This is a genomic window from Flavobacterium sp. (assembly GCF_040402895.1).
Lineage (GTDB): Bacteria > Bacteroidota > Bacteroidia > Flavobacteriales > Flavobacteriaceae > Flavobacterium.
In genome coordinates this window covers 311,356-332,431 of record NZ_JBBALR010000002.1, presented here as the reverse complement: position 1 = coordinate 332,431, position 21,076 = coordinate 311,356, and the positions used below count along the sequence as shown (strand labels likewise).

Annotated in this window: 17 protein-coding genes; 12 read left to right on the top strand and 5 right to left on the bottom strand. The window is 31.3% G+C overall.

The window, feature by feature from the left end:
• Nucleotides 1-37: 37 nt before the first annotated feature.
• Together ABWP60_RS03590 and gldJ are read right to left on the bottom strand one after the other, a co-directional pair.
• Nucleotides 38-1,321 carry a UDP-N-acetylmuramoyl-tripeptide--D-alanyl-D-alanine ligase gene (locus ABWP60_RS03590; protein ID WP_353148615.1) on the bottom strand — a complete coding sequence of 428 codons (1,284 nt, stop codon included), beginning with the start codon at nucleotides 1,319-1,321 and terminating at the stop codon, nucleotides 38-40.
• Between the two features lie 62 nt (nucleotides 1,322-1,383).
• Complete coding sequence (gldJ, locus tag ABWP60_RS03585) at nucleotides 1,384-3,099, bottom strand: gliding motility lipoprotein GldJ (RefSeq protein WP_353148612.1); 1,716 nt, start codon at nucleotides 3,097-3,099, stop codon at nucleotides 1,384-1,386.
• 192 nt (nucleotides 3,100-3,291) lie between these two features.
• Here gldJ and porU point away from each other — a divergent pair, with 192 nt between their 5' ends.
• The 8 genes from porU (at nucleotide 3,292) to ABWP60_RS03545 (ending at nucleotide 15,172) form a co-directional block, all read left to right on the top strand.
• The gene (gene porU, locus ABWP60_RS03580; protein ID WP_353148609.1) at nucleotides 3,292-7,155 is read left to right on the top strand and encodes a type IX secretion system sortase PorU; all 3,864 of its coding nucleotides are present in this window, start codon (nucleotides 3,292-3,294) and stop codon (nucleotides 7,153-7,155) included.
• A gap of 91 nt (nucleotides 7,156-7,246) precedes the next feature.
• Entirely contained in the window at nucleotides 7,247-8,413 is a 1,167-nt protein-coding gene (porV, locus tag ABWP60_RS03575) for a type IX secretion system outer membrane channel protein PorV (RefSeq protein WP_353148606.1), read from the top strand.
• A gap of 350 nt (nucleotides 8,414-8,763) precedes the next feature.
• Complete coding sequence (gene pdhA, locus ABWP60_RS03570; protein WP_353148603.1) at nucleotides 8,764-9,765, top strand: pyruvate dehydrogenase (acetyl-transferring) E1 component subunit alpha; 1,002 nt, start codon at nucleotides 8,764-8,766, stop codon at nucleotides 9,763-9,765.
• A gap of 3 nt (nucleotides 9,766-9,768) precedes the next feature.
• Nucleotides 9,769-11,370 (top strand): dihydrolipoyl dehydrogenase family protein, encoded by a 1,602-nt coding sequence (locus ABWP60_RS03565; protein ID WP_353148600.1) that lies wholly within the window; start codon nucleotides 9,769-9,771, stop codon nucleotides 11,368-11,370.
• A gap of 104 nt (nucleotides 11,371-11,474) precedes the next feature.
• Nucleotides 11,475-12,728, top strand: a complete 1,254-nt coding sequence (locus ABWP60_RS03560; protein ID WP_353148597.1) for an NAD(P)/FAD-dependent oxidoreductase — start codon at nucleotides 11,475-11,477, stop codon at nucleotides 12,726-12,728.
• Nucleotides 12,729-12,803: 75 nt separating this feature from the next.
• On the top strand, nucleotides 12,804-13,487 hold the full coding sequence (locus ABWP60_RS03555) for an SDR family NAD(P)-dependent oxidoreductase (RefSeq protein ID WP_353148594.1): 684 nt from the start codon (nucleotides 12,804-12,806) through the stop codon (nucleotides 13,485-13,487).
• An 11-nt stretch (nucleotides 13,488-13,498) separates the two neighbouring features.
• Nucleotides 13,499-14,098 (top strand): SprT-like domain-containing protein, encoded by a 600-nt coding sequence (locus ABWP60_RS03550; RefSeq protein WP_353148591.1) that lies wholly within the window; start codon nucleotides 13,499-13,501, stop codon nucleotides 14,096-14,098.
• A 15-nt stretch (nucleotides 14,099-14,113) separates the two neighbouring features.
• Nucleotides 14,114-15,172 (top strand): mannose-1-phosphate guanylyltransferase, encoded by a 1,059-nt coding sequence (locus ABWP60_RS03545; protein WP_353148588.1) that lies wholly within the window; start codon nucleotides 14,114-14,116, stop codon nucleotides 15,170-15,172.
• A 39-nt stretch (nucleotides 15,173-15,211) separates the two neighbouring features.
• On the opposite strand, the gene ABWP60_RS03540 is transcribed toward ABWP60_RS03545, so the two are convergent.
• Nucleotides 15,212-15,556 (bottom strand): hypothetical protein, encoded by a 345-nt coding sequence (locus ABWP60_RS03540; protein ID WP_353148585.1) that lies wholly within the window; start codon nucleotides 15,554-15,556, stop codon nucleotides 15,212-15,214.
• A gap of 172 nt (nucleotides 15,557-15,728) precedes the next feature.
• On the opposite strand from ABWP60_RS03540, the gene ABWP60_RS03535 reads away from it, so the two are divergent.
• Both ABWP60_RS03535 and ctlX read left to right on the top strand, forming a co-directional pair.
• Nucleotides 15,729-16,643, top strand: coding sequence for a dimethylarginine dimethylaminohydrolase family protein (locus tag ABWP60_RS03535; protein ID WP_353148582.1), 915 nt, complete (start codon nucleotides 15,729-15,731; stop codon nucleotides 16,641-16,643).
• Between the two features lie 22 nt (nucleotides 16,644-16,665).
• Nucleotides 16,666-17,604: a citrulline utilization hydrolase CtlX gene (gene ctlX, locus ABWP60_RS03530; RefSeq protein ID WP_353148579.1), complete on the top strand. Its 939-nt coding sequence runs from the start codon at nucleotides 16,666-16,668 to the stop codon at nucleotides 17,602-17,604.
• Nucleotides 17,605-17,688: 84 nt separating this feature from the next.
• Here the strand turns inward: ctlX and ABWP60_RS03525 are convergent, their stop codons facing one another.
• Nucleotides 17,689-18,330 (bottom strand): MarC family NAAT transporter, encoded by a 642-nt coding sequence (locus ABWP60_RS03525; RefSeq protein ID WP_353148576.1) that lies wholly within the window; start codon nucleotides 18,328-18,330, stop codon nucleotides 17,689-17,691.
• 109 nt (nucleotides 18,331-18,439) lie between these two features.
• Here ABWP60_RS03525 and ABWP60_RS03520 point away from each other — a divergent pair, with 109 nt between their 5' ends.
• Nucleotides 18,440-18,796 (top strand): CoA-binding protein, encoded by a 357-nt coding sequence (locus tag ABWP60_RS03520; RefSeq protein WP_353148573.1) that lies wholly within the window; start codon nucleotides 18,440-18,442, stop codon nucleotides 18,794-18,796.
• Here the strand turns inward: ABWP60_RS03520 and ABWP60_RS03515 are convergent.
• Nucleotides 18,780-20,285 (bottom strand): sodium:solute symporter, encoded by a 1,506-nt coding sequence (locus ABWP60_RS03515; protein ID WP_353148570.1) that lies wholly within the window; start codon nucleotides 20,283-20,285, stop codon nucleotides 18,780-18,782. The genes ABWP60_RS03520 and ABWP60_RS03515 overlap by 17 nt on opposite strands.
• Before the next feature lie 131 nt (nucleotides 20,286-20,416).
• Between ABWP60_RS03515 and recR the strand changes: the two genes are divergently transcribed.
• Nucleotides 20,417-21,037: a recombination mediator RecR gene (gene recR, locus ABWP60_RS03510; protein ID WP_353148567.1), complete on the top strand. Its 621-nt coding sequence runs from the start codon at nucleotides 20,417-20,419 to the stop codon at nucleotides 21,035-21,037.
• The last annotated feature ends 39 nt before the right edge of the window (nucleotides 21,038-21,076 follow it).

The following is a 21,076-nucleotide window of genomic DNA, read 5'->3' as shown; positions in this document are numbered from 1 at the left end:
TATAATAAAAAAGGCAGCCAGTTGGTTGCCTTTTTTATTATAACATTTCTAAAGTTCTTTCTAAACTCATTCCGCGGGAACCTTTTATCAATAGAAAACTATTTTCTGTTTTTTGATTTATAAATGCGTCTTTAAAAGATTCAAATGTGTCGTTAAACTGCATGTTTGAATTTATATTTTTATGAGCATAAAAATCTTTTCCTATAAAATAAAAATTAATATCTGTTTGATTGGTACAAAAGTCAATTAGTTTTTGGTGTTCCTCGGAACTTTCTGTACCTAACTCAAACATATCTCCTAAAATAGCGATTTTATTTTGCTCTTGTAATTGAAAGAAATTGGTTAACGCTGCTAGCATACTACTAGGATTTGCATTGTAAGCATCCAATATTATTTTGTTTGAATTTTTTTCTATTAATTGGGAACGATTATTATTTGGAATATAATTTTCTAAACCAAATTTTATTTTTTCATTTGAAACGCCAAAATGTTTACCAATAGTTATTGCTGCATTTATATTATTAGCATTGTATAAACCTATTAAATGAGATTGAATAACGGTGTTGTCAAACTCGATTTTCACCATTGGATTGGTTTCTATATTGGAAATGGAAACAAAATTTTCAGGAGTATTTAAACCAAAAGTAATGCTAGTTATATTTTTTGTTTTTTCATTTTGAATGGCATCATCGGTATTTACAAATGCTGCTTTTTTATTGAATAATAAATACTCGTATAATTCACTTTTACCTTTAATGACACCCTCAGTTCCTCCGAAACCTTCTAAATGCGCTTTTCCGAAATTGGTAATATATCCAAAATCGGGTTGGCAAATACCGCAAAGCATTTCAATTTCTTTTTGATGATTCGCACCCATTTCTACTATGCCTATCTCGGTACTTGCATCAAATGAAAGTAGCGTTAAAGGAACACCAATATGATTGTTTAAATTCCCAACAGTTGCTTTGGTATTATATTTTTGAGAAAGTACAGCGTGGATTAGTTCTTTGGTAGTGGTTTTTCCGTTACTTCCAGTTAACCCAATTATAATGATATTAAGCTGATTTCTATGGTAATTTGCTAAATTTTGTAATGTGTCTAATGTGTTTTCTACTAAAATAAAACGTTCGTCTATTTGGTATTCCACTTCATCAATAATTGCAAATTTGGCACCGTTTTCTAATGCACTTAGCGCAAATTTATTACCGTTAAAGTTGTCGCCTTTAAGCGCTACAAACATATTGTTCGAGTTGATTTTTCTGTTGTCAGTTGCAATACCAGTTGATTGCAAAAAGTAGTTGTAAATTGTTGCTATTTCCATACTGCTAAAATAAAAAAAAGCCCTTTAAATATAAAGGGCTTTTGTATATTATTTAAGAAATATTATTTCTTAACGTTTCCTCTTGGTGTTTTCTTGTTAGATTTTGGTCCAACTTTAGACATGGCACATCTAAATCCGATATAGTCTGTTGCCATATCTTGAGGGAAATATCTTCTTGAAGCTGGATCTAACCAATAGGCTCTATCTCTCCAAGAACCTCCTTTATACACTCTAACATTATCGTCTACTAAAGTAGTTCTGTTGTTAGAATCGTCAAATTTTCTTACTTGATTTCCTGCGCTATCTGCTGAAATTTTGTGTATAGGAGATTTGTACATTCTTTGATTTGGATCATCTTTTTTAGATGCTTCTTCATCAGTTGATCCAAAATCAAAATATCTAGTTGATTGTCTGTCTCCATCTCTATAATTTCTGTTATCAGAAGTAGAGAAGTTTTGTCTTAAATACGTTTCGTTTTCATCAACTGGTACTTGAGCAATAGTTCCTGGGAAATTTCTAGCAATTACTTTTCCGGTACTTAATGTATCGTATTTAATATTTTCACTAGTAACCATTTCTACAGTTCCATCTTCACCAATTTTGTTTTTAGTGTAAACGTTACCTCTAAAGTAGTTAAAATCGTTTCCTTCATCATCAATAATTGGTCTGTAAACATCTTGCACCCATTCTGCAACGTTACCAGCCATATCATATAAACCAAAATCATTTGGAGGATAAGCTTTTACGTAGTTTGTGATATCTGCGCCATCATCTGACCATCCAGCGATTCCACCATAATCTCCTTTTCCTTGTTTAAAGTTAGCCAATTGATCACCTCTTAATTGTCTTTTACCTGAACGAGTATATTGGCCTTTCCAAGGGTATTTTTTTTGTCCTTTGTAAATATTGTATTCTCTGTTTCCAACTAACGCTAAGGCTGCATATTCCCATTCTGCTTCTGTTGGAAGTCTGTATTCTGGTAAAATTATTCCAGAACTTCTTTGTGCATACACATTTTTAGCTTCGGTTGTAGTAGCTGCTCCAGACTTTTTACTTGGGGCTTTTTGTCCCATTTGTTTTTTTAATACAATATCTTCTTTTCCGCCAAAAGTTTTTGAAGGCGAATTGATGTAGGCTTCAGTATCAAAGTTTGAATCTGCTGTTACTTCTGCACTGATTTTATTTCCTTTTTTAAGGTATCCTTCTTTTTCAAGGATATTTTCGTTTACACGATTGGTTCTCCATTCACAAAATTCAGTAGCTTGAATCCAATTTACTCCAACTACTGGATAGTTAGCATAAGCGGGGTGTCTTAAGTAGTTATTTGTCATCGTTTCGTTATAGCCTAAACGATTTCTCCATACTAAAGTATCTGGAATTACACCATTATAAATATTTTTGTAATTGTCTTCTGTAGGAGGGTAAACTGATTTTACCCAATATAAGTATTCTGAATACATCATATTTGTAACTTCTGTTTCATCCATGTAAAAAGACTGAACGTGTTGCTTTGTTGGGCTGTTGTTCCAATCATGCATTACATCATCTTCTACTTTACCCATTGTGAATGTTCCACCTTCAATTGAGGTCATTCCAGGAGGGGTTTCTTGCTTTTTAAATTTAGTATTGTATTGGAAACCACCTTTTTTATCGTTGATTTGCCATCCAGTTGCGCTTGAACCACCTTTAGTGCTTCCGCTTTTGCTACAGCTGGTAAAACCTATTGCTACAGTTAACGCTAGCAACAATTTTAAAGTCATAATTTTAGTAACTTTCATACTTTTGTAGGTAAAAATTTAAGTGTCGCAAGATAGTAATAAACCATTAATATGCAACAAAAAAATAAAAAAAAATTAAACAATAATTTTACTTGATATAGTTTGAAACGAAAAATCGTGTTAAATATTGTATAAAGTTATTTAAAAATTCATTATTTGCAATATTTTAGTTTATTTTGCGTTATTATGTGCATGAAAAAAAAATATTTATTATTTCTACTCGCTACTTTTTTGAGTTTTGCTCAAAACACAAAAGACTTTTCATTGGTATGGAATAATAATGCTCCTTTTATTATAGGTGAGTCAAAGTATAATATACCACAATTTCAATCTGAAAATTTTGAATTTAACGAAACCAAAAAAACAATTACCTATGTTAATAATTTTAAAGTTCCAGGATTGGTTTCGGAAGGCGCTGCCTCAATTGAAAATATCCTATATGAAACCATAGATGAATCAAAATTAAGTGGTTTGGATATTTCCAATATTTCCTCGAAAATTGATTTTAAATCGTTTTCATCTTATGCTAGAAATGACGCCATTCTTTCTTTTACTTTTCATCCAATAATTAAAGACAATTTAGGTTATAAAAGGGTAAAATCTTTTACAATAAATTATTCTATATCTAATTTTAATAGGTCTTTTCAAAACACTACTTCTATTCAAAACTCAGTTTTAGCTTCGGGGTCTTGGCACAGATTTTATGTTGAAAAATCGGGGGTTTACAAACTAAGCAAAAGTTTTCTTCAAAGCATTGGAGTAAATGTGGCAGTAGATCCAAGAACTATTAAAATATATGGTAATGGAGGTAGAATGTTGCCTTTGTTAAATAGTATTACTTATCCGATTGATTTAGAAGAAAATGCCATTCAATTTACAGGTGAAGAAGACGGAGTTTTTAATGAAAATGATTATATTTTGTTTTATGCAGAAGGCGTCGATACTTGGAACGAAGAAAGTTTAACACATGTAAATCAATTTGCAAATAGATCATATTATTATGTAACTACTAATGGTTCGGCTGGAAAAAGAATCCAAGCCTATAACGAGCCCGTGGCTTCATCCACTTTATTTCTTTCAAATTACGATGGCTATCAGTTTCATGAAGTAGATTTGTTTAATGCCGGAAAAATCGGTAGAAGATGGTTTGGTGAAAAATTTGATCTAGATGACAACCAGACTTTTCCATTTGTATTACCAAATTATACCTCAGGTACTCCTGTAAATTTATCTGCGAATTTTGCAGCGGTTTCATTTGTTTCCACTTCATTCAAAGTAAAAGCTAATGCGGTTGAAGTTGGAACCGTTCCAATAAACGCAGCTACGGGATCGGCTTTAGGTTATGAAAACATTCTTAATACTACTTTTATTCCAACTTCAAACGCGGTAACCATCGATGTATCATACATAAATAATGGAGTACCTTCTTCAAAAGGTTATTTAGATTATATTATTTTAAAATACAACGCCGAATTGAAAGGGAATGGCAAACAGTTTTTATTTTCTAATCAATTAGTAAAAACAAATATTGGTGTAGGACAATTTACCATTTCTAATGCTTCAAGTGTAAAAGCGGTTTGGGATGTTACAGACATCTATAATGTTACAAAATTAGATAATACCCAAAATAGTTTGTCTTTTAAATTGACTTTAGGTCAAGATAAAAAGTTTGTTGCTGTTGATTATTCTGATGTTTATTTTCCTTCAAAAGAAACAGAAACTAATGTGGCTAATCAAAATTTAAAAGGCTCCATTTTCAAAAACAATCAAGGTGTTTTTCAAGATATTGATTATTTAATTGTAACTCCAACTAGCTTGGTGACACAAGCTGAAACTTTGGCTAATTTCCATAGAAATAATTCAAATATGAATGTTAAAGTAGTTACGCTACCTTTAATATACAACGAATTTGGAGGTGGAAAACAAGATGTTGCCGCAATTAGAAATTTTGTTAAATACGTATACGATAATGCTTCAAATACAGCTAATAAAGTTAAATATTTAAATTTATTTGGCGATGCATCTTACGATTTTAAAGATAGAATTCGAAACAATACTAATATAGTACCTGTTTTTCATGGTTTTGAAGTGTCTCAATCATTAAATCCAAATAATAGTTCAAATTTTTCTTTATTTTCTTCTTTTATGTCGGATGATTTCTTTGCGCTAATGGATAACAATGAAGGAAATATGCAAGCTTCGGCAGATTTAATGGATCTAGCAGTAGGAAGAATGCTTGTTTCTTCAAATACGCAAGCTTCAGAAATGGTAAACAAAGTAATTGAGTATCATGATGAAAAGTCCTATAAACGATGGCGAAATAACCTAGTGTATTATGCAGACGATCCAGACCCTTTTTTATCGGGGGATTATTTGTTGCAAAAGGATTTGAATGAACTTGCGGATGACGTTTCAGTAGCTAATCCTTTTTTTAATAGCGCTAAAATTTTTACTGATGCCTATGTACAAGAAGTAAGTGCTGGTGGACCAAGGTATCCACAAGCCAAAAAAGCATTTATTGACGCCATCGAATCAGGTGCATTGGTGTTAAATTATTACGGACATGGTAATGAAGAGAGTTTTGCGGTAGAACGTATTTTTGAAAAATCAGATGCACAAGTACTTAACAATAGATATAAATATCCACTGTTTATTACGATCACTTGCGAATTTACCCGTTTTGATGATCCAAATCGTCCAACGGGTGGAGAATATATGTATTGGAATAAAGCTGGTGGTGCTATTTCATTATTAGCAACAACTAGACAAATTAGTCAATCACTCGGTATTGAGTTAAATGAAGAAATTTATAATAATTTGTTCACTATGGAAAACAATTCCTATATTTCCATTGCAGAGTCGCTTCGTCGAGCTAAAATAAATATTGGTGGTTCAAATAAAAGAGTCGTTTTTTATATTGGAGATCCCGCTTTAAAATTAGCAATTCCAAAATCAAAAGTAGTTTTAACAAAAGTAAATGGTGAAGACATAAATACTACAACACTTGCTTTGCAAGCTTTGTCTTTTGCGACATTAACAGGTGAGGTTTTGGATGAGAACAATGCCTTGATTGCCAATTATAATGGTGATTTAGCCGTACAAGTTTATGATAAAAATTTGAGTAGAATAACATTAGATAATGATAATGCTTCATTGCCACCCTATAATCAACCTAAACTAAATTTTGTGAGCTTAGGAGAAGTTATATACAGAGGAAATGCATCTATAGTTAACGGAAAGTTTGAGTTTAGTTTTATCGTACCACAAGATATTCAAATTCCTATCGGAAATGGTAGAGTGAGTTTTTACGCAAAAAGTAATGCTCCAACTTTACAAAATCAAACAGGTTATAACGCTCAAATTAAAGTTGGAGGTGTAAATACAGCAGCTCCATCTGATACAATTCCACCTAAGTTAAAATTATATATGAACGATACGAATTTTGTAAGTGGAGGGATTACAAATGAGTCACCAATTTTTTTAGCTTTTCTTGAAGACGAAAACGGAATCAACACAGCAAGCGGAATTGGGCATGATATTGTTGCTATTTTGGATAATGATGAAAACAATCCTTATAATTTAAATGATTATTACGAAACAGAAACAGATAACTATAAAAAAGGAAAAGTTACCTATCCGTTCCGAGATTTAACCCCGGGTTTACATACTATTTTGTTTAAAGCTTGGGATGTATATAATAATTTAGTTACGGCTGAAATTCAGTTTGTGGTCATTGGTGATGGCGATTTAGAATTACAACATGTTTTAAATTATCCAAATCCGTTTGTAAATTATACCGAATTTTGGTTTAGTCATAATCGCCCTTTTGAACCATTGGATGTACAAGTTCAGATTTTAACCATAACGGGCAAATTGGTAAAAACAATTAATCAAACTATTGTAAATGAAGGGTTTACTTCAAGAGATATTAAATGGGATGGAAAAGATGATTTTGGTGATAAAATCGGTAAAGGCGTATATGTATATAAAGTTACGGTAAAATCGGCAATCACAGGTAAAAAAACAGAAAAAATAGAAAAACTTGTAATCCTATAAAAAAAATGTATATTTGTCAAATCACTATAAAAACTTGCATATTGAAATAAAAATACATCTGAAATAAATAACTATTAACTTAATCAAACAGATGAAAAATCTATTTAAATTCTTATCAATTATCGTAATTGCTCAGTTAACTCATGCACAAGATAGAGTTATTACAACTGCAGTCCCTTTTTTATTAATTGCAGCAGACGCGCGTTCCGCAGGTATGGCCGACATGGGTGTAGCCACTTCTGCCGATGCGTATTCGCAACAATACAACCCGTCAAAATATGCCTTTTCCAAACAAAAGCAAGGGTTTTCTGTAAGTTACACGCCTTATTTGACTAGTATTGCAAACGATATTTCTTTAGGGCAAGTAACATATTTTAATAGATTCAATGAACGTATGGCTTTTTCTGGTAGCTTGCGTTATTTTGGTTTTGGAGAAATTCAATTAGCAGATGATGCAGGAACCCTTTTGTCAACTGTAAATCCTAATGAATTCGCACTTGATGGATCATATTCATTAAAACTTAGTCCAGAATTTGCCATGGGTGTGTCAGGTCGTTACATTCGATCTAATTTAAAAATTGCTAATGCAACTACTGATGTTAAACCTGCAACTACATTTGCAGTTGATGTGTCAGGTATCTATCAATCAGAAGAAGAAGTATATGATAGTTTCAATGGGAAATGGAGAGCTGGTTTTAATTTTCAAAATTTAGGTCCAAAATTATCTTACGATAATGATTTATTAAATGAAAATTTTATTCCAGCTAATATGAGATTGGGAGGAAGTTTTGATTTTATTTTTGATGATTATAATAAAGTTAGTTTAATTGGAGAAACTACAAAATTATTAGTACCAACCCCACAAAACGTTACAGATTTAAATAATGACGGTGATATTGATGCAACTGATAAATCAATTAATAATCAAAATTATAGGAATATAAGCTGGACAAGCGGTATATTTAAATCTTTTGGAGATGCACCAGATGGTTTTTCGGAAGAATTAAAAGAATTTACTTGGGCGTTAGGTGCGGAATATTGGTATCAAGATTCGTTTGCTTTAAGAACGGGTTACTTTAGTGAAAGCGTGGAAAAAGGTGCTAGAAAATACTTAACATTAGGTGCTGGTTTTAAATATAATATTGTTAAAATTGACGTGTCTTATTTGTTCTCAGCTTCTAAAGTTAGAAATCCACTTGAAAACACTTTACGATTTTCTCTATCATTTAATTTTGGAGACGAATACGATGATAATTAATAGAGTATAACATTTAATTAAATCCAAATTCAATTTTTTTTGAATTTGGATTTTTTTTTAAAACAAGTGAAAGTTATTAAAAATCTCTTTTGAAAATAATACGATTAGAAACAAAATTGTTTGTCTTTGAATCGTTTGATGAATTATCAAATTCAGAAAAAAACAATACATAAATTTAATTCTTTAAAAAAAATATTGCCTTTTATGTTTGATAAAACGAATCTATAACGATTTCGTGAGTAAAAAATAAAATAAATTGATTATTTTCTTAATTTAAACAGTAATAAATTTTTAGAATAAAATACGTTGTAGTATTTTTGTGGTTCGTAAAAAAAAATAAATAGTTATATATGAAACCAATTACAAAAGAAGTATATCTAAAATGGTATGAAGACATGCAGTTTTGGAGAAAGTTTGAAGATAAATTAGCAGCCTTATATATACAACAAAAAGTAAGAGGATTTCTTCATTTATACAACGGACAAGAAGCCGTTTTAGCAGGTGCATTACACGCTATGGAATTAGGCGGAAAAGATAAAATGATTACCGCTTATAGAAACCACGTGCAGCCAATTGGTATGGGTGTAGATCCAAAAGCAGTTATGGCAGAATTATTAGGTAAAGTTACTGGTACTTCAAAAGGTATGGGTGGTTCTATGCATATTTTTTCTAAAGAACATGGTTTTTATGGAGGTCATGGAATTGTTGGTGCTCAAATTCCTGTTGGTGCAGGTATGGCTTTCGCCGATAAATATTTTGAAACCGGCGGTGTAACATTGACTTATTTTGGAGATGGAGCAGCACGCCAAGGGTCATTACATGAAGCATTTAACATGGCTATGTTGTGGAAGTTACCGGTTGTTTTTATTTGTGAAAATAACGGATATGCTATGGGAACTTCAGTAGAAAGAACTGCCAATCATACAGATATCTGGAAGTTAGGTTTAGGATACGAAATGCCTTGCGGACCTGTAGATGCGATGAATCCTGTAAAAGTAGCCGAGGCTATGCATGAAGCTATGGAACGTGCTAGAAGAGGGGAAGGTCCTACCTTTTTAGAGATGAAAACGTATAGATACAGAGGACATTCTATGTCTGATGCACAACACTATAGAACTAAAGATGAAGTAGAAGAATACAGAAAAATTGATCCAATTACACAGGTTTTAGATATTATTAAAGAGAAAAAGTACGCTACGGAAGCAGAAATTGAAGTAATTGATCAAAGAGTAAATAATTTAGTAGATGAATGCGAAAAATTCGCTGAAGAGTCTCCATTTCCAGAAGCACAACAATTATATGATGTGGTTTACGAACAAGAAAATTATCCATTTATTCCTCACAGACTATAAATTATGGCAACAGTAATTACAATGCCCCGTTTAAGTGATACCATGACAGATGGCGTGGTAGCCACTTGGTTGAAAAAAGTGGGTGACACAATAAAAACAGGTGAAATTTTAGCAGAAATAGAAACGGATAAAGCCACTATGGAATTTGAATCATTCTATGATGGGGTTTTATTACATATTGGTATTCAAGAAGGCGAATCTGCTCCGGTAGATTCATTATTAGCCATTGTTGGAAAAAAAGGTGAAGATATTTCTGGATTAATAAATGGAAACCTTACAACTCCAGTAGTTGAAGAAGTTAAATCAGAAGCATCTGTTGCAACTCAAACAAAATCAGAGATTCCTGCAGGTGTAAAAGTAGTAACTATGCCTCGTTTGTCTGATACTATGACAACGGGTACGGTAGCGACTTGGTTGAAAAAAGTAGGTGATACCGTTAAAGAAGGTGATATCTTAGCTGAAATTGAAACAGATAAAGCTACAATGGAATTTGAATCTTTCAATTCAGGTACTTTATTATATATTGGTGTTGAAGAGGGTGGAACCGCTCCAGTAGATACAATTTTAGCAATCTTAGGACCAGCTGGAACAGATGTTACAGGTATAGCTGCTAGCTTTACAGTTGGTGGAACAGTTGAAACTCCAAAAGAGGAAGTTGTTAAACAAGACACTAACCCAACACCCAATATCCAACACGCAACAACCTATACAAATGACAGAATTTTCGCATCTCCTTTAGCTAAAAAAATGGCGCAGGACAAAGGGGTGAATTTATCTCAAGTTAGAGGTACCGGTGAAAATGGAAGAATTACAAAATCAGATGTAGAAAACTTTACTCCATCAGCTGCTAGTACTCCGGTTCAAGCCGTTTCAGATGCAACTAATGCAGTTTCAGCTGTGAAACCTTTTGTTCCAGCTGGAGAAATGTTCCAAGAAGAAATTAAAAACTCGCAAATGCGTAAAACCATTGCGAGACGTTTATCAGAATCTAAATTTACAGCACCGCATTATTATTTAACAATTGAGTTAGACATGGATAATGCGATTGCTTCAAGAAATATGATTAATAGCTTGCCAGAAACCAAAGTATCTTTTAACGATATGGTTATCAAGGCTTCTGCTATGGCATTGAAAAAACATCCACAAGTAAATTCACAATGGAGAGAAGATGCTATGGTAATTAATCATCATGTAAATATTGGTGTGGCTGTGGCTGTTGAAGATGGTTTAATGGTTCCAGTATTAAAATTTACAGATCAAATGAGTTTAACTCAAATTGGTGTAAGTGTAAAAGATTTAGCAGGAAAAGCGAAATCAAAGAAAATTCAACCAGCCGAAATGGAGGGAAGTACCTTTACCATTTCTAACTTAGGAATGTTTGGAATTCAATCCTTTACTTCAATAATTAATCAACCCAATTCAGCTATTTTATCTGTAGGAGCTATTATTGAAAAACCAGTAGTTAAAAATGGACAAATTGTAGTGGGTAACACCATGACAGTAACTTTAGCTTGCGATCATAGAACGGTAGATGGGGCTACAGGCGCTAAGTTTTTACAGACTTTTAAAGCGTTTATGGAAAATCCGGTTACAATGCTAGCCTAATTTTTTTTATAAAATTTATACATACAATTCCCGTCTTGTGAAAATTCTTGACGGGATTTTTGGTTATTAGTAGCTTTATTATTAGTTTTAAAAAAAGGTAAATTATGTCAACGAAACCAGCAATACTAATTATCGGAGCAGGAATTTCAGGATTAACTGCTGCAGTTTACTTACACCAAAAAGGGTACAAGGTTCAAATTTTAGAAGCAGCTGATAGAGCTGGTGGTCGTATTAAAACCGATAAAATAAATGGATTTTTATTAGATAGAGGTTTTCAAGTATTTCTAACAGAGTACCCTGAAGCTAAGGCTCTATTAAATTACGAAAAATTAGCTTTGAAAAAATTTCTTCCCGGGGCTACTGTATTATACGATGAGGGTAAGTTTGAAATTGCAGATCCTTTCAGACGGCCATCAGCATTTTTATCTACACTTTTTGCTCCTGTGGGTACTTTAAAAGACAAATTGAATACTTTCTTTTTGAAAAAGAAGTTAGTACAAAATACACTTCCTAAAATTTTTGAACAATCAGAGATTGAAACGGAAACCAAATTAAAAGAATATGGTTTTAGTGAGAAAATGATCGAAAGATTTTACAAACCTTTTTTCTCAGGTATTTTTTTAGAAAACGACTTAAAAACATCTAGCAACATGTTCGATTTTGTAATGAAAATGTTTTCCGAAGGAGATGCCGCAGTGCCAGAATTAGGTATGGAAGAAATTCCTAAACAGCTGGTTCAGTTACTTCCAAATGATTGTATTTTTTATAATCATAAAGTCGAAACGATTAAAAAAAATTCCATTCATTGCGAAAATGGCACTACGTTTTTAACAGATAAAATAATTATTGCCACCGAAGCTATAGGTTTAGCAAAAGACTATATTTCTGTAAGCAAGCAAAATTTTCATCAAGTTACTAATGTATATTTTGAGGCCAAATATGCACCTACAAAAAAAGCAGTGGTAATTTTAAATGCTGCGACTACTAAAAAATGGGTAACTAACTTTACTGTTATGTCTAATGTATCAGCTAAATATGCTCCAAAAGGAAAGGTTTTGATTTCTATTTCCTTAAATGGAATACCAACGGACGACGACATTACATTGTCACAAAACATGAAAAATGAATTAAAAAAATGGTTAGGCAATCAAGTTGAAGATTGGAACCTGTTAAAAGCGTATCGTATCAAATATGCTTTACCTAATCAAGATAGTGTTCTCGATGAATTGAGTAGTTCACAAATGAAAATAAATGAAAATCTATTTATTTGTGGAGATCATTTATTAAATGGGTCCATAAATGCCGCAATGAAATCTGGCCGATTATTAGCGGATTATATTCAAGAACATTACAAATAATTAGTTATTTTTGCTTTACTAGAATGGGGTTAATTTACCTTAGGAAAAAAAAATAAACTCACAATAACGAAAATAATGCAAAATAAAAACATAATAATAACAGGTACTTCTAGAGGAATCGGATATCAAATGGCCTTACAGTTTGCTAATGCGGGTCATCAAGTTTTAGCCATTTCTCGTAAAACACCTCAACTTTTAATTGAACACAAAAATATTACGTGTTTATCAATTGATATTTCAGATGAAAATCAGTTGCTACAAATACACAAGTTTATATCAAAAACTTGGCAAAAAGTAGATGTTCTAATTCATAACGCAGGGAGTTTACTGCATAAAAATTTCACTGAAATTACTTCACAAGAATTTCAAAATATATATAAAGTAAATGTTTTTGCTGTTGCAGAATTAACTAAAATATGTATTCCATTTATGGAAAAAGGGAGCCATGTTCTTACTATAAGTTCTATGGGAGGCATACAAGGAAGTATGAAATTCGCAGGACTTTCAGCTTACAGTTCAAGTAAGGGAGCCGTTATCACCTTGTCGGAATTATTAGCTGAGGAATACAAAGAAAGAGGAATTGCATTTAATGTTTTAGCTTTGGGCGCTGTCAATACAGAAATGTTACAAGAAGCTTTTCCGGGTTATGAGGCACCACTTTCTGCAACTGAAATGGCAGATTATATATTTAATTTTGCCCTTACGGGAAATAAGTATTATAATGGTAAAGTACTACAGGTAAGTGCATCAACACCTTAAAACCTATTTGTTTGAACGTATTACAAAAATATTTACCCGAACATGCCGTGGAACCCGTTTTTGAATTGATAAAAGCGAATCATGTGCATTTAAAAATTGTAAATGAACGAAATACACGTCATGGTGACTATCGGAGACATCCTGACGGTTTTCATCAAATCACGGTTAATGCCAATTTGAATAAATACCGATTTTTAATGACGTTAATTCATGAAATCGCTCATTTGGTTGCCTTTGAAAAATATGGTAGAAATATTTTACCACATGGAACCGAATGGAAAATAACCTTTCAACATTTAATGATTCCGTTTATTCGTCCGGAAATATTTCCGCAACGAATTTTACCATTAATGGCAAGACATTTTAGAAATCCAAAGGCAAGTTCAGATACAGATGCTACTTTGTCTTTAGCTTTAAAACAATTTGATGAAAGAAATACAGAGAATAATTATATCTTTGAAATTCCATACGGTAGTACATTTAGAATAAAAAACGGAAAAGTTTTTAAAAAAATTGCCTTGCGTGTGAAACGATATGAATGTTTAGAAATAAGTTCAGGAAGATTGTTCTTATTTCAACCTAATGCAGAAGTTGAAGTGATTTCAAATTAAAGAAATTCAATAAAAATGAATAAAAATTATTATGCCATTTTAATGGCTGGTGGAGTTGGTTCTAGATTTTGGCCAGTTAGTACAGCTGAATATCCAAAGCAATTTCACGACATGTTAGGAACGGGAGAAACCTTAATTCAGAAGACATTTAGTCGCCTAGCGCAAATTATCCCAAAAGAGAATATTTTAATATTAACCAATGAAAGTTATAATGCTATTGTTTTAGAACAACTTCCTTCCGTAAAACAAGAACAAGTTATTTTAGAGCCAGCCATGCGAAATACCGCTCCTTGTATTTTGTATGCTTCGTTAAAAATAAAAAAACAAAATCCAAATGCCTTAATTTTAGTTGCGCCAAGTGATCATTGGATTGAAGACGAAATGCAATTTGCTGCAAATTTAAAACAATCTTTTTATCATTGTGAAACGCAAGATACTTTAATGACATTAGGAATTTTACCTACTTTTCCAAATACAGGATATGGCTACATTGAGTATGATAAATTAGATTCTAGAATAATAAAAAAAGTAGTTCAATTTAGAGAAAAACCGGATTATAAAACTGCACAAAAATTTATTCAAAGTAGAAATTTTCTTTGGAATGCTGGTATATTTATTTGGAGTGTAGCTTCAATAACCAAGGCTTTTGAAAGTTTTCAACCCAAAATGTATGCAGATTTCTTAAAAGGATGGGATAGCTATAATACACCAAATGAAAAAATGTTTATCGCTGAAAATTATCCGTTAGCTGAAAATATTTCTATTGATTATGCTATTTTAGAGAAAGCACCAAATGTTTTTGTTTTAGCAGCAACTTTTGATTGGAATGATTTAGGAACTTGGGGTTCTCTATACGATAAATTAGATAAGGATGAATCTAATAACGCTATTGTAAATGCTACGGTTTATTTAGAAAACGCTTCACATAACATTATTAGAACAGAAGTGAAAAAATTAGTAGTTATTGATGGTTTAAAAGATTATATTATTGTTGATAAAGAAAATGTGCTTTTTATTTATCCAAAATCAAAAGAACAAGACATAAAAAAAATAGTTGGAAAATTAAATTTATAAAAAAAAGCTTCAGATTATTCTGAAGCTTTTTTATAAAGGTTATTCTTTGGTATCAACTATAGGTTTATTTGGAGTGGCTTTTTTAATTGCCGCTTTTTTAACTGGGGCTTTTTTAACTGGGGCTTTTTTCACAGCTACTTTTTTTGTAGTACTTTTTTCTGTGGTTTCTTTTTGTGTAGCACTTTTTAGAGGTGCTTTTTTTACAGGCGCTTTTTTTGTTTTAGGCTTTACTGCTTTTGGTTCAATATTTTCTGTAATATTTTTATTTATTTCAACAGCTTTTTCAGACTTGTGCTCTGAAATTTCTGATTTTTTTTCAATAGTATTTTCTGAAGTTTGTTTAGCTTTTCCAAATAATGAGCTAAAAAAATTTAATAATCCCATAATAATTTAGTTTTAAGTTTCGCCAAAGATAAGTAATTGGAAATCAATACACAAAATAAAATTTTCACAAATTTTTAGTTGTTTTATATTTTTAGTTTAAATTTTTGTTGAAAACCAAGATTCTAACTTTCTCCATATCAATCAATTTTCTATATTTGTAAAAAACAGTTTTATGTTGTCATTAAATGTAAAGAACGAAACCTCACGATTAAGAGTAGTTGTACTTGGAACAGCTATTAGCAATGGGCCAACACCTACGATTGAAGAAGCTTATGATCCAAAATCATTAGAACATATCAAGGCAGGAACGTACCCCATTGAAGCTGATATGGTTGCTGAGATGGAAGCTTTTAATATGGTTTTTCAAAAATATGATGTAAAAGTTTATCGTCCTGAAATTATTGAAAATTACAATCAAATTTTTTCAAGAGATATTGGTTTTGTAATAGAAGATGTTTTTATTAAAGCCAATATTTTACCCGATAGAGAAAGAGAATTAGAGGCTATTCAATACATAATTGATAAAATTGATCCTAATAAAGTAGTCCGTCCACCAGAGGATGTTCATATAGAAGGCGGCGATGTAATGCCTTGGAATGACTACATTTTTATTGGTACTTATAAAGGTTCAGATTATAAAGATTATATTACAGCCAGAACTAATTTGAAGGGAGTTGCTTACATACAAAATTTGTTTCCTAATAAAAAAGTAAAAGCTTTTGATTTGGTAAAATCTAAAATAGAACCAAGAGATAATGCTTTACATTTAGATTGTTGTTTTCAGCCAATCGGAACTGATAAAGGGATAATTTACAAAAGTGGTTTCCGTGAGGAAGCGGATTATATGTTTTTAGTAAATTTGTTTGGTAAAGATAATTTGTTTCATATCGAAAGAGAGGAAATGTATCATATGAACTCCAATATTTTTTCAATAGCTCCAGATGTAATTGTATCTGAGAAAAATTTCACAAGATTAAATACTTGGTTACGCAAAAACGGTTTTACAGTTGAAGAAATTCCTTATGCCGAAATTTCAAAACAAGAAGGTCTATTACGATGTTCTACTTTACCATTAATTAGAGATTAAGAATCTTATAACAAAACAAATTATGAAACAAACTACCAACACCATAGTAATGATTCGTCCTGTGGCGTTTCGTATGAACGAACAAACTGCTGTAAATAACTATTATCAAAAAGTTTTAGATGATATAACGCCAGAAACGGTAAATTTTAAAGCAGTGCAGGAGTTTGATGCCTTTGTTGAAAAATTAAAAAGTGTAGGTATACATGTAATTGTAATTCAAGACAAGAAAGAACCTGACACACCTGATAGTATTTTTCCAAACAACTGGATTTCTTTTCATGAAACTGGCGATGTAGCTTTATATCCAATGTTTGCAGAAAACAGAAGATTAGAACGAAGAGAAGATGTTTTAGATGTTTTAGAAGATAAAGGTTTTGAAATAACTGAAATTATGGATTATACTTCTGCAGAAGAAGATAATGTGTTTTTAGAAGGAACAGGAAGTTTGGTTTTAGATAGAGAATTTAATAAAGCGTATTGTGCACTTTCTCCAAGAGCTGACGAAGAATTATTTATCGAATTTTGTGAAGATTTTGATATGTCACCCATTATTTTTGAAGCCTTTCAAACCGTAAATGGCGAAAGAAAAGCGATCTATCATACCAATGTAATGATGTGTATTGCGGAAACGTTTGCCGTAATTTGTGCCGATTGTATAGATGATAAAAAAGAACGTAAAATGGTTTTAGAAAACCTTAAAGCAGACGGTAAAGAAATTATTTTAATAACAGAAAAACAAGTAAATAATTTTGCAGGAAATATGTTACAAGTTCGTGGTGCAGCTGATAAACGATATTTGGTAACGAGCAATTCAGCATATCAAAGTTTAACAAAAGCACAAATAGATAAAATTGAAAAACATTGTGAAATTTTACACGCTAGTTTAGATGTTATTGAAGCGTGCGGAGGCGGAAGTGCTCGTTGTATGATGGCTGAGGTTTTCTTACCGAAAGTAGAATAAATATAAATGGTTAAATGCTTAAATTCTAAATTTCAACACTATTCAGTTGGAATTTGGAATTTTTATTTTTGGAATATTCTAAATTTATATTCCTCTAATGATACTTAAAACAGCGCTAATAATATATTGAATTCCTATGGCAATAGTTAAAAATCCGATGATTCTTGATATCGCAACAATTCCTGATGAGCCTAATATTTTTGCTAAATAATGCGCACTTCGTAATACCAAATAAATTAATATAGCTACAGCTAAAATGGCAAAACATGAAAATAAAATTTCCGATGAGGAAATAGAAGCATCTGTTTCTGTCAATTCTTGATAATATGCTATTAATAAAGAAATAGATCCAGGGCCAGCAAGCATGGGCATTGCTAAAGGCGTAAGTGCAATATTTTGACGCATTTCCACTTCTTTTTGTACCTTTTTATTAATTCCTTTGTTTTTGCTAAAGTTTCCATTTAATAAAGAAAATCCTGAACTGGCAATAATAATTCCACCAGCAATTCGTAAAGCAGTAATGGTAATTCCAAAAAAAGACAATACATACTGCCCAACAAAAAACGAAATAAGTAAAATTACAAATACATTAATTGAAGTGATTAAAGAGGTTCTTGATCGTTCCGAAGAAGAATATCCTTGCGTTAATCCTACAAAAATAGGCACAGTTCCAATAGGATTTAAAACAGAAAATAAGGCGGCAAATAAATAAATAAAAATGTCCATAGTTTTTTTGCAAATATATCACGTTGCTCAAAGATAGAATTTATAATATAATTATTTAAATGTAAATTAAAAAACATTTTGTAAATTAGTTCAACTAAAAACCCAATAGATGAAAACACTTGTTATAGGAGCTACAACAAATAAAGATAGATATGCTTATAAAGCCATACAAAGTTTAATAAATAAATCACATCAAGTAGTTGCTATTGGTGCTAAAGAGGGCATGGCTTTAGATGTTAATATTGAAACAATAAAATTTCCATTTACTGGTGTGGATACCGTTACATTATATTTAAATCCAAAGAATCAAGAAGAATATTATGACTATATTATTTCATTAAAGCCAAGACGTGTAATATTCAATCCAGGAACTGAAAACCCAGAATTTTATGAAATATTAAAACAAAATAATATCGAATTTGAAGTAGCTTGCACGTTGGTTTTATTAGCTACAAATCAGTATTAATTTTATCTTTTTTACTTATTAAGTATAATCCAATAAAAGTAATCATACCATTTACAATTATTAGTTCTTCGGCAAAAACATATGGAATTAATTTTGGTGCTTCCGCATCAATTCCAGAATTTGCACTAATTAAAAAGGTTATAGCAGGCGATAACAAACAAATAAATGGCACCAATTTATCTTTTACAGAACGGTTTTTGACTAAAATTCCAAAAGCAAATAAACCTAAAAGTGGCCCATAGGTATAGGATGCAACTTTAAAAATTAGTTTAACAACGGATTGATTAGTTAACGAATTAAAAATTAAAATCACTATAAATAGGGCTAACGAAAATCCAATATGGACTAAATGTCTAGTTTTTACAGTATTTTTTGTTTCTTCTTTTTTCTCCATTCCTAAAAAATCTATACAAAATGAAGTTGTTAATGCGGTTAATGCAGAATCTGTTGTGGCAAAAGTGGCTGCGGTTAATCCTAATAAAAACACCACTGCTGGCACTAAAGCAAAATGATTGAATGCAATTTCAGGAAATAATAAATCGGTTCTCACAGCATCATTTAGTGTAGGAACTGGAATTTTGTTTTTAGCCGCAAATAAATATAATAATGCACCAACACTCAAGAAAAACAAATTGATGATTACAAATATCCCGGTAAACGTAAACATATTTTTTTGAGCTTCTTTAATATTTTTGCAGCTTAAATTTTTCTGCATTAGGTCCTGATCTAAACCAACCATGGCAATAGTTACAAAAACTCCTCCTAAAATTTGTTTTACAAAATGTTGCCCGGAACCAATAAAATCTTCAAAAAAGAAAATTTTTGAATATTCTGAGGCATCAATTACTGCAATAGCCTCACTAAATCGAAGGTTTAAACTATCGCAAACAAAATAAATGGTAAAAAAAACGGAACTTACTAAGAATAAGGTTTGTAAAGTGTCTGTAATAATAATTGTTTTTAATCCGCCTTTGTATGTATATGCAAAAATTAATCCTAGACTAATCAAAACAGTCGCCCAGAAGGGGATCCCATAGGTATTGAAAACAAAATGCTGCAAAACTAAAACTACTAAATACAATCTAAAAGCCGAACCGATTGTTCTACTTAATAAAAATATAAAAGAAGCCGTTTTATAACTAAAATACCCCAAGCGCTGTTCAATATAGGTATAAATTGAAGTTAAATTAAGTTTGTAATATAAAGGTAATAATACTGTGGCTACAATAATAAATCCAATGGCATTCCCTAATATAAATTGAAAATAAGCAAATTGATTGGCCGCTACAGCGCCAGGAACAGAAATAAAGGTAACACCTGAAAGTGCCGTCCCAATCATTCCAAAAGCTACTAAATACCATGGCGATTTACTATTTGCCTTAAAAAAAGTATCGTTACTACTTCCTGATTTTTTGTTCATGAAATAGGAAATTCCAAACAGAACAATGAAATACGAAACAAAAAATAGTAGAATTGTTATTGGTTGCATAATTTTTTTTACAAAAATAACAGAATAATCTTTATACTTGTTATTTTTATAAAAATTAGCACAAAATAAAATCTTAAAAAACCTATTTGTATTTATGCAAATAGGTTTTTTCTTTTTAATATATTTGCAAAATGGAATTTTCGTCAAAGTTATTGGAAAATGCAGTTAATGAAGTAGCAATGTTACCGGGTATTGGTAAACGAACGGCTATGCGATTGGTATTGCATTTGCTAAAACAACCTGCAAATCAAACGCAATTATTGACAGATGGACTAACTAAAATGCGAAATGAAATTATTTATTGTCAAAATTGTCATAATATTTCTGATTTTGCAGTTTGTGAAATTTGCAATAATCCATCAAGAGACCATTCAATAATTTGTGTAGTTGAAGACGTTAGAGACGTTATGGCTATTGAAAATACTAGAATGTATAAAGGAATTTATCATGTTTTAGGTGGAAAGATATCACCAATTGAAGGTATTTCACCTAGCCAATTAAATATTAATTCTTTAGTTGAAAAAGTAAAGGAGCAAAAAGTTATAGAAATTATTTTTGCGTTGAGTTCCACTATGGAAGGTGATACTACAAATTTTTATATCTTTAAGCAAATTAAACCATTTTCAATAAATGTGTCAACAATTGCTAGAGGTATTTCTGTTGGTGACGAATTAGAATATGCAGATGAAGTTACGTTAGGAAGAAGTTTATTACAAAGAATTCCTTTTGAATCTTCTATGAAATCTATTTAGGGTTTCTAACAAAAAATATAGTTAAAGATAAACATAATT

What these genes read in the sequence shown, in the direction of transcription:
- ABWP60_RS03590 (WP_353148615.1), bottom strand. Translation starts at nt 1,321, where the DNA reads ATGGAAATAGCAACAATTTACAACTACTTTTTGCAATCAACTGGTATT.
- gldJ (WP_353148612.1), bottom strand. Translation starts at nt 3,099, where the DNA reads ATGAAAGTTACTAAAATTATGACTTTAAAATTGTTGCTAGCGTTAACT.
- porU (WP_353148609.1), top strand. Translation starts at nt 3,292, where the DNA reads ATGAAAAAAAAATATTTATTATTTCTACTCGCTACTTTTTTGAGTTTT.
- porV (WP_353148606.1), top strand. Translation starts at nt 7,247, where the DNA reads ATGAAAAATCTATTTAAATTCTTATCAATTATCGTAATTGCTCAGTTA.
- pdhA (WP_353148603.1), top strand. Translation starts at nt 8,764, where the DNA reads ATGAAACCAATTACAAAAGAAGTATATCTAAAATGGTATGAAGACATG.
- ABWP60_RS03565 (WP_353148600.1), top strand. Translation starts at nt 9,769, where the DNA reads ATGGCAACAGTAATTACAATGCCCCGTTTAAGTGATACCATGACAGAT.
- ABWP60_RS03560 (WP_353148597.1), top strand. Translation starts at nt 11,475, where the DNA reads ATGTCAACGAAACCAGCAATACTAATTATCGGAGCAGGAATTTCAGGA.
- ABWP60_RS03555 (WP_353148594.1), top strand. Translation starts at nt 12,804, where the DNA reads ATGCAAAATAAAAACATAATAATAACAGGTACTTCTAGAGGAATCGGA.
- ABWP60_RS03545 (WP_353148588.1), top strand. Translation starts at nt 14,114, where the DNA reads ATGAATAAAAATTATTATGCCATTTTAATGGCTGGTGGAGTTGGTTCT.
- ABWP60_RS03540 (WP_353148585.1), bottom strand. Translation starts at nt 15,556, where the DNA reads ATGGGATTATTAAATTTTTTTAGCTCATTATTTGGAAAAGCTAAACAA.
- ABWP60_RS03535 (WP_353148582.1), top strand. Translation starts at nt 15,729, where the DNA reads ATGTTGTCATTAAATGTAAAGAACGAAACCTCACGATTAAGAGTAGTT.
- ctlX (WP_353148579.1), top strand. Translation starts at nt 16,666, where the DNA reads ATGAAACAAACTACCAACACCATAGTAATGATTCGTCCTGTGGCGTTT.
- ABWP60_RS03525 (WP_353148576.1), bottom strand. Translation starts at nt 18,330, where the DNA reads ATGGACATTTTTATTTATTTATTTGCCGCCTTATTTTCTGTTTTAAAT.
- ABWP60_RS03520 (WP_353148573.1), top strand. Translation starts at nt 18,440, where the DNA reads ATGAAAACACTTGTTATAGGAGCTACAACAAATAAAGATAGATATGCT.
- ABWP60_RS03515 (WP_353148570.1), bottom strand. Translation starts at nt 20,285, where the DNA reads ATGCAACCAATAACAATTCTACTATTTTTTGTTTCGTATTTCATTGTT.
- recR (WP_353148567.1), top strand. Translation starts at nt 20,417, where the DNA reads ATGGAATTTTCGTCAAAGTTATTGGAAAATGCAGTTAATGAAGTAGCA.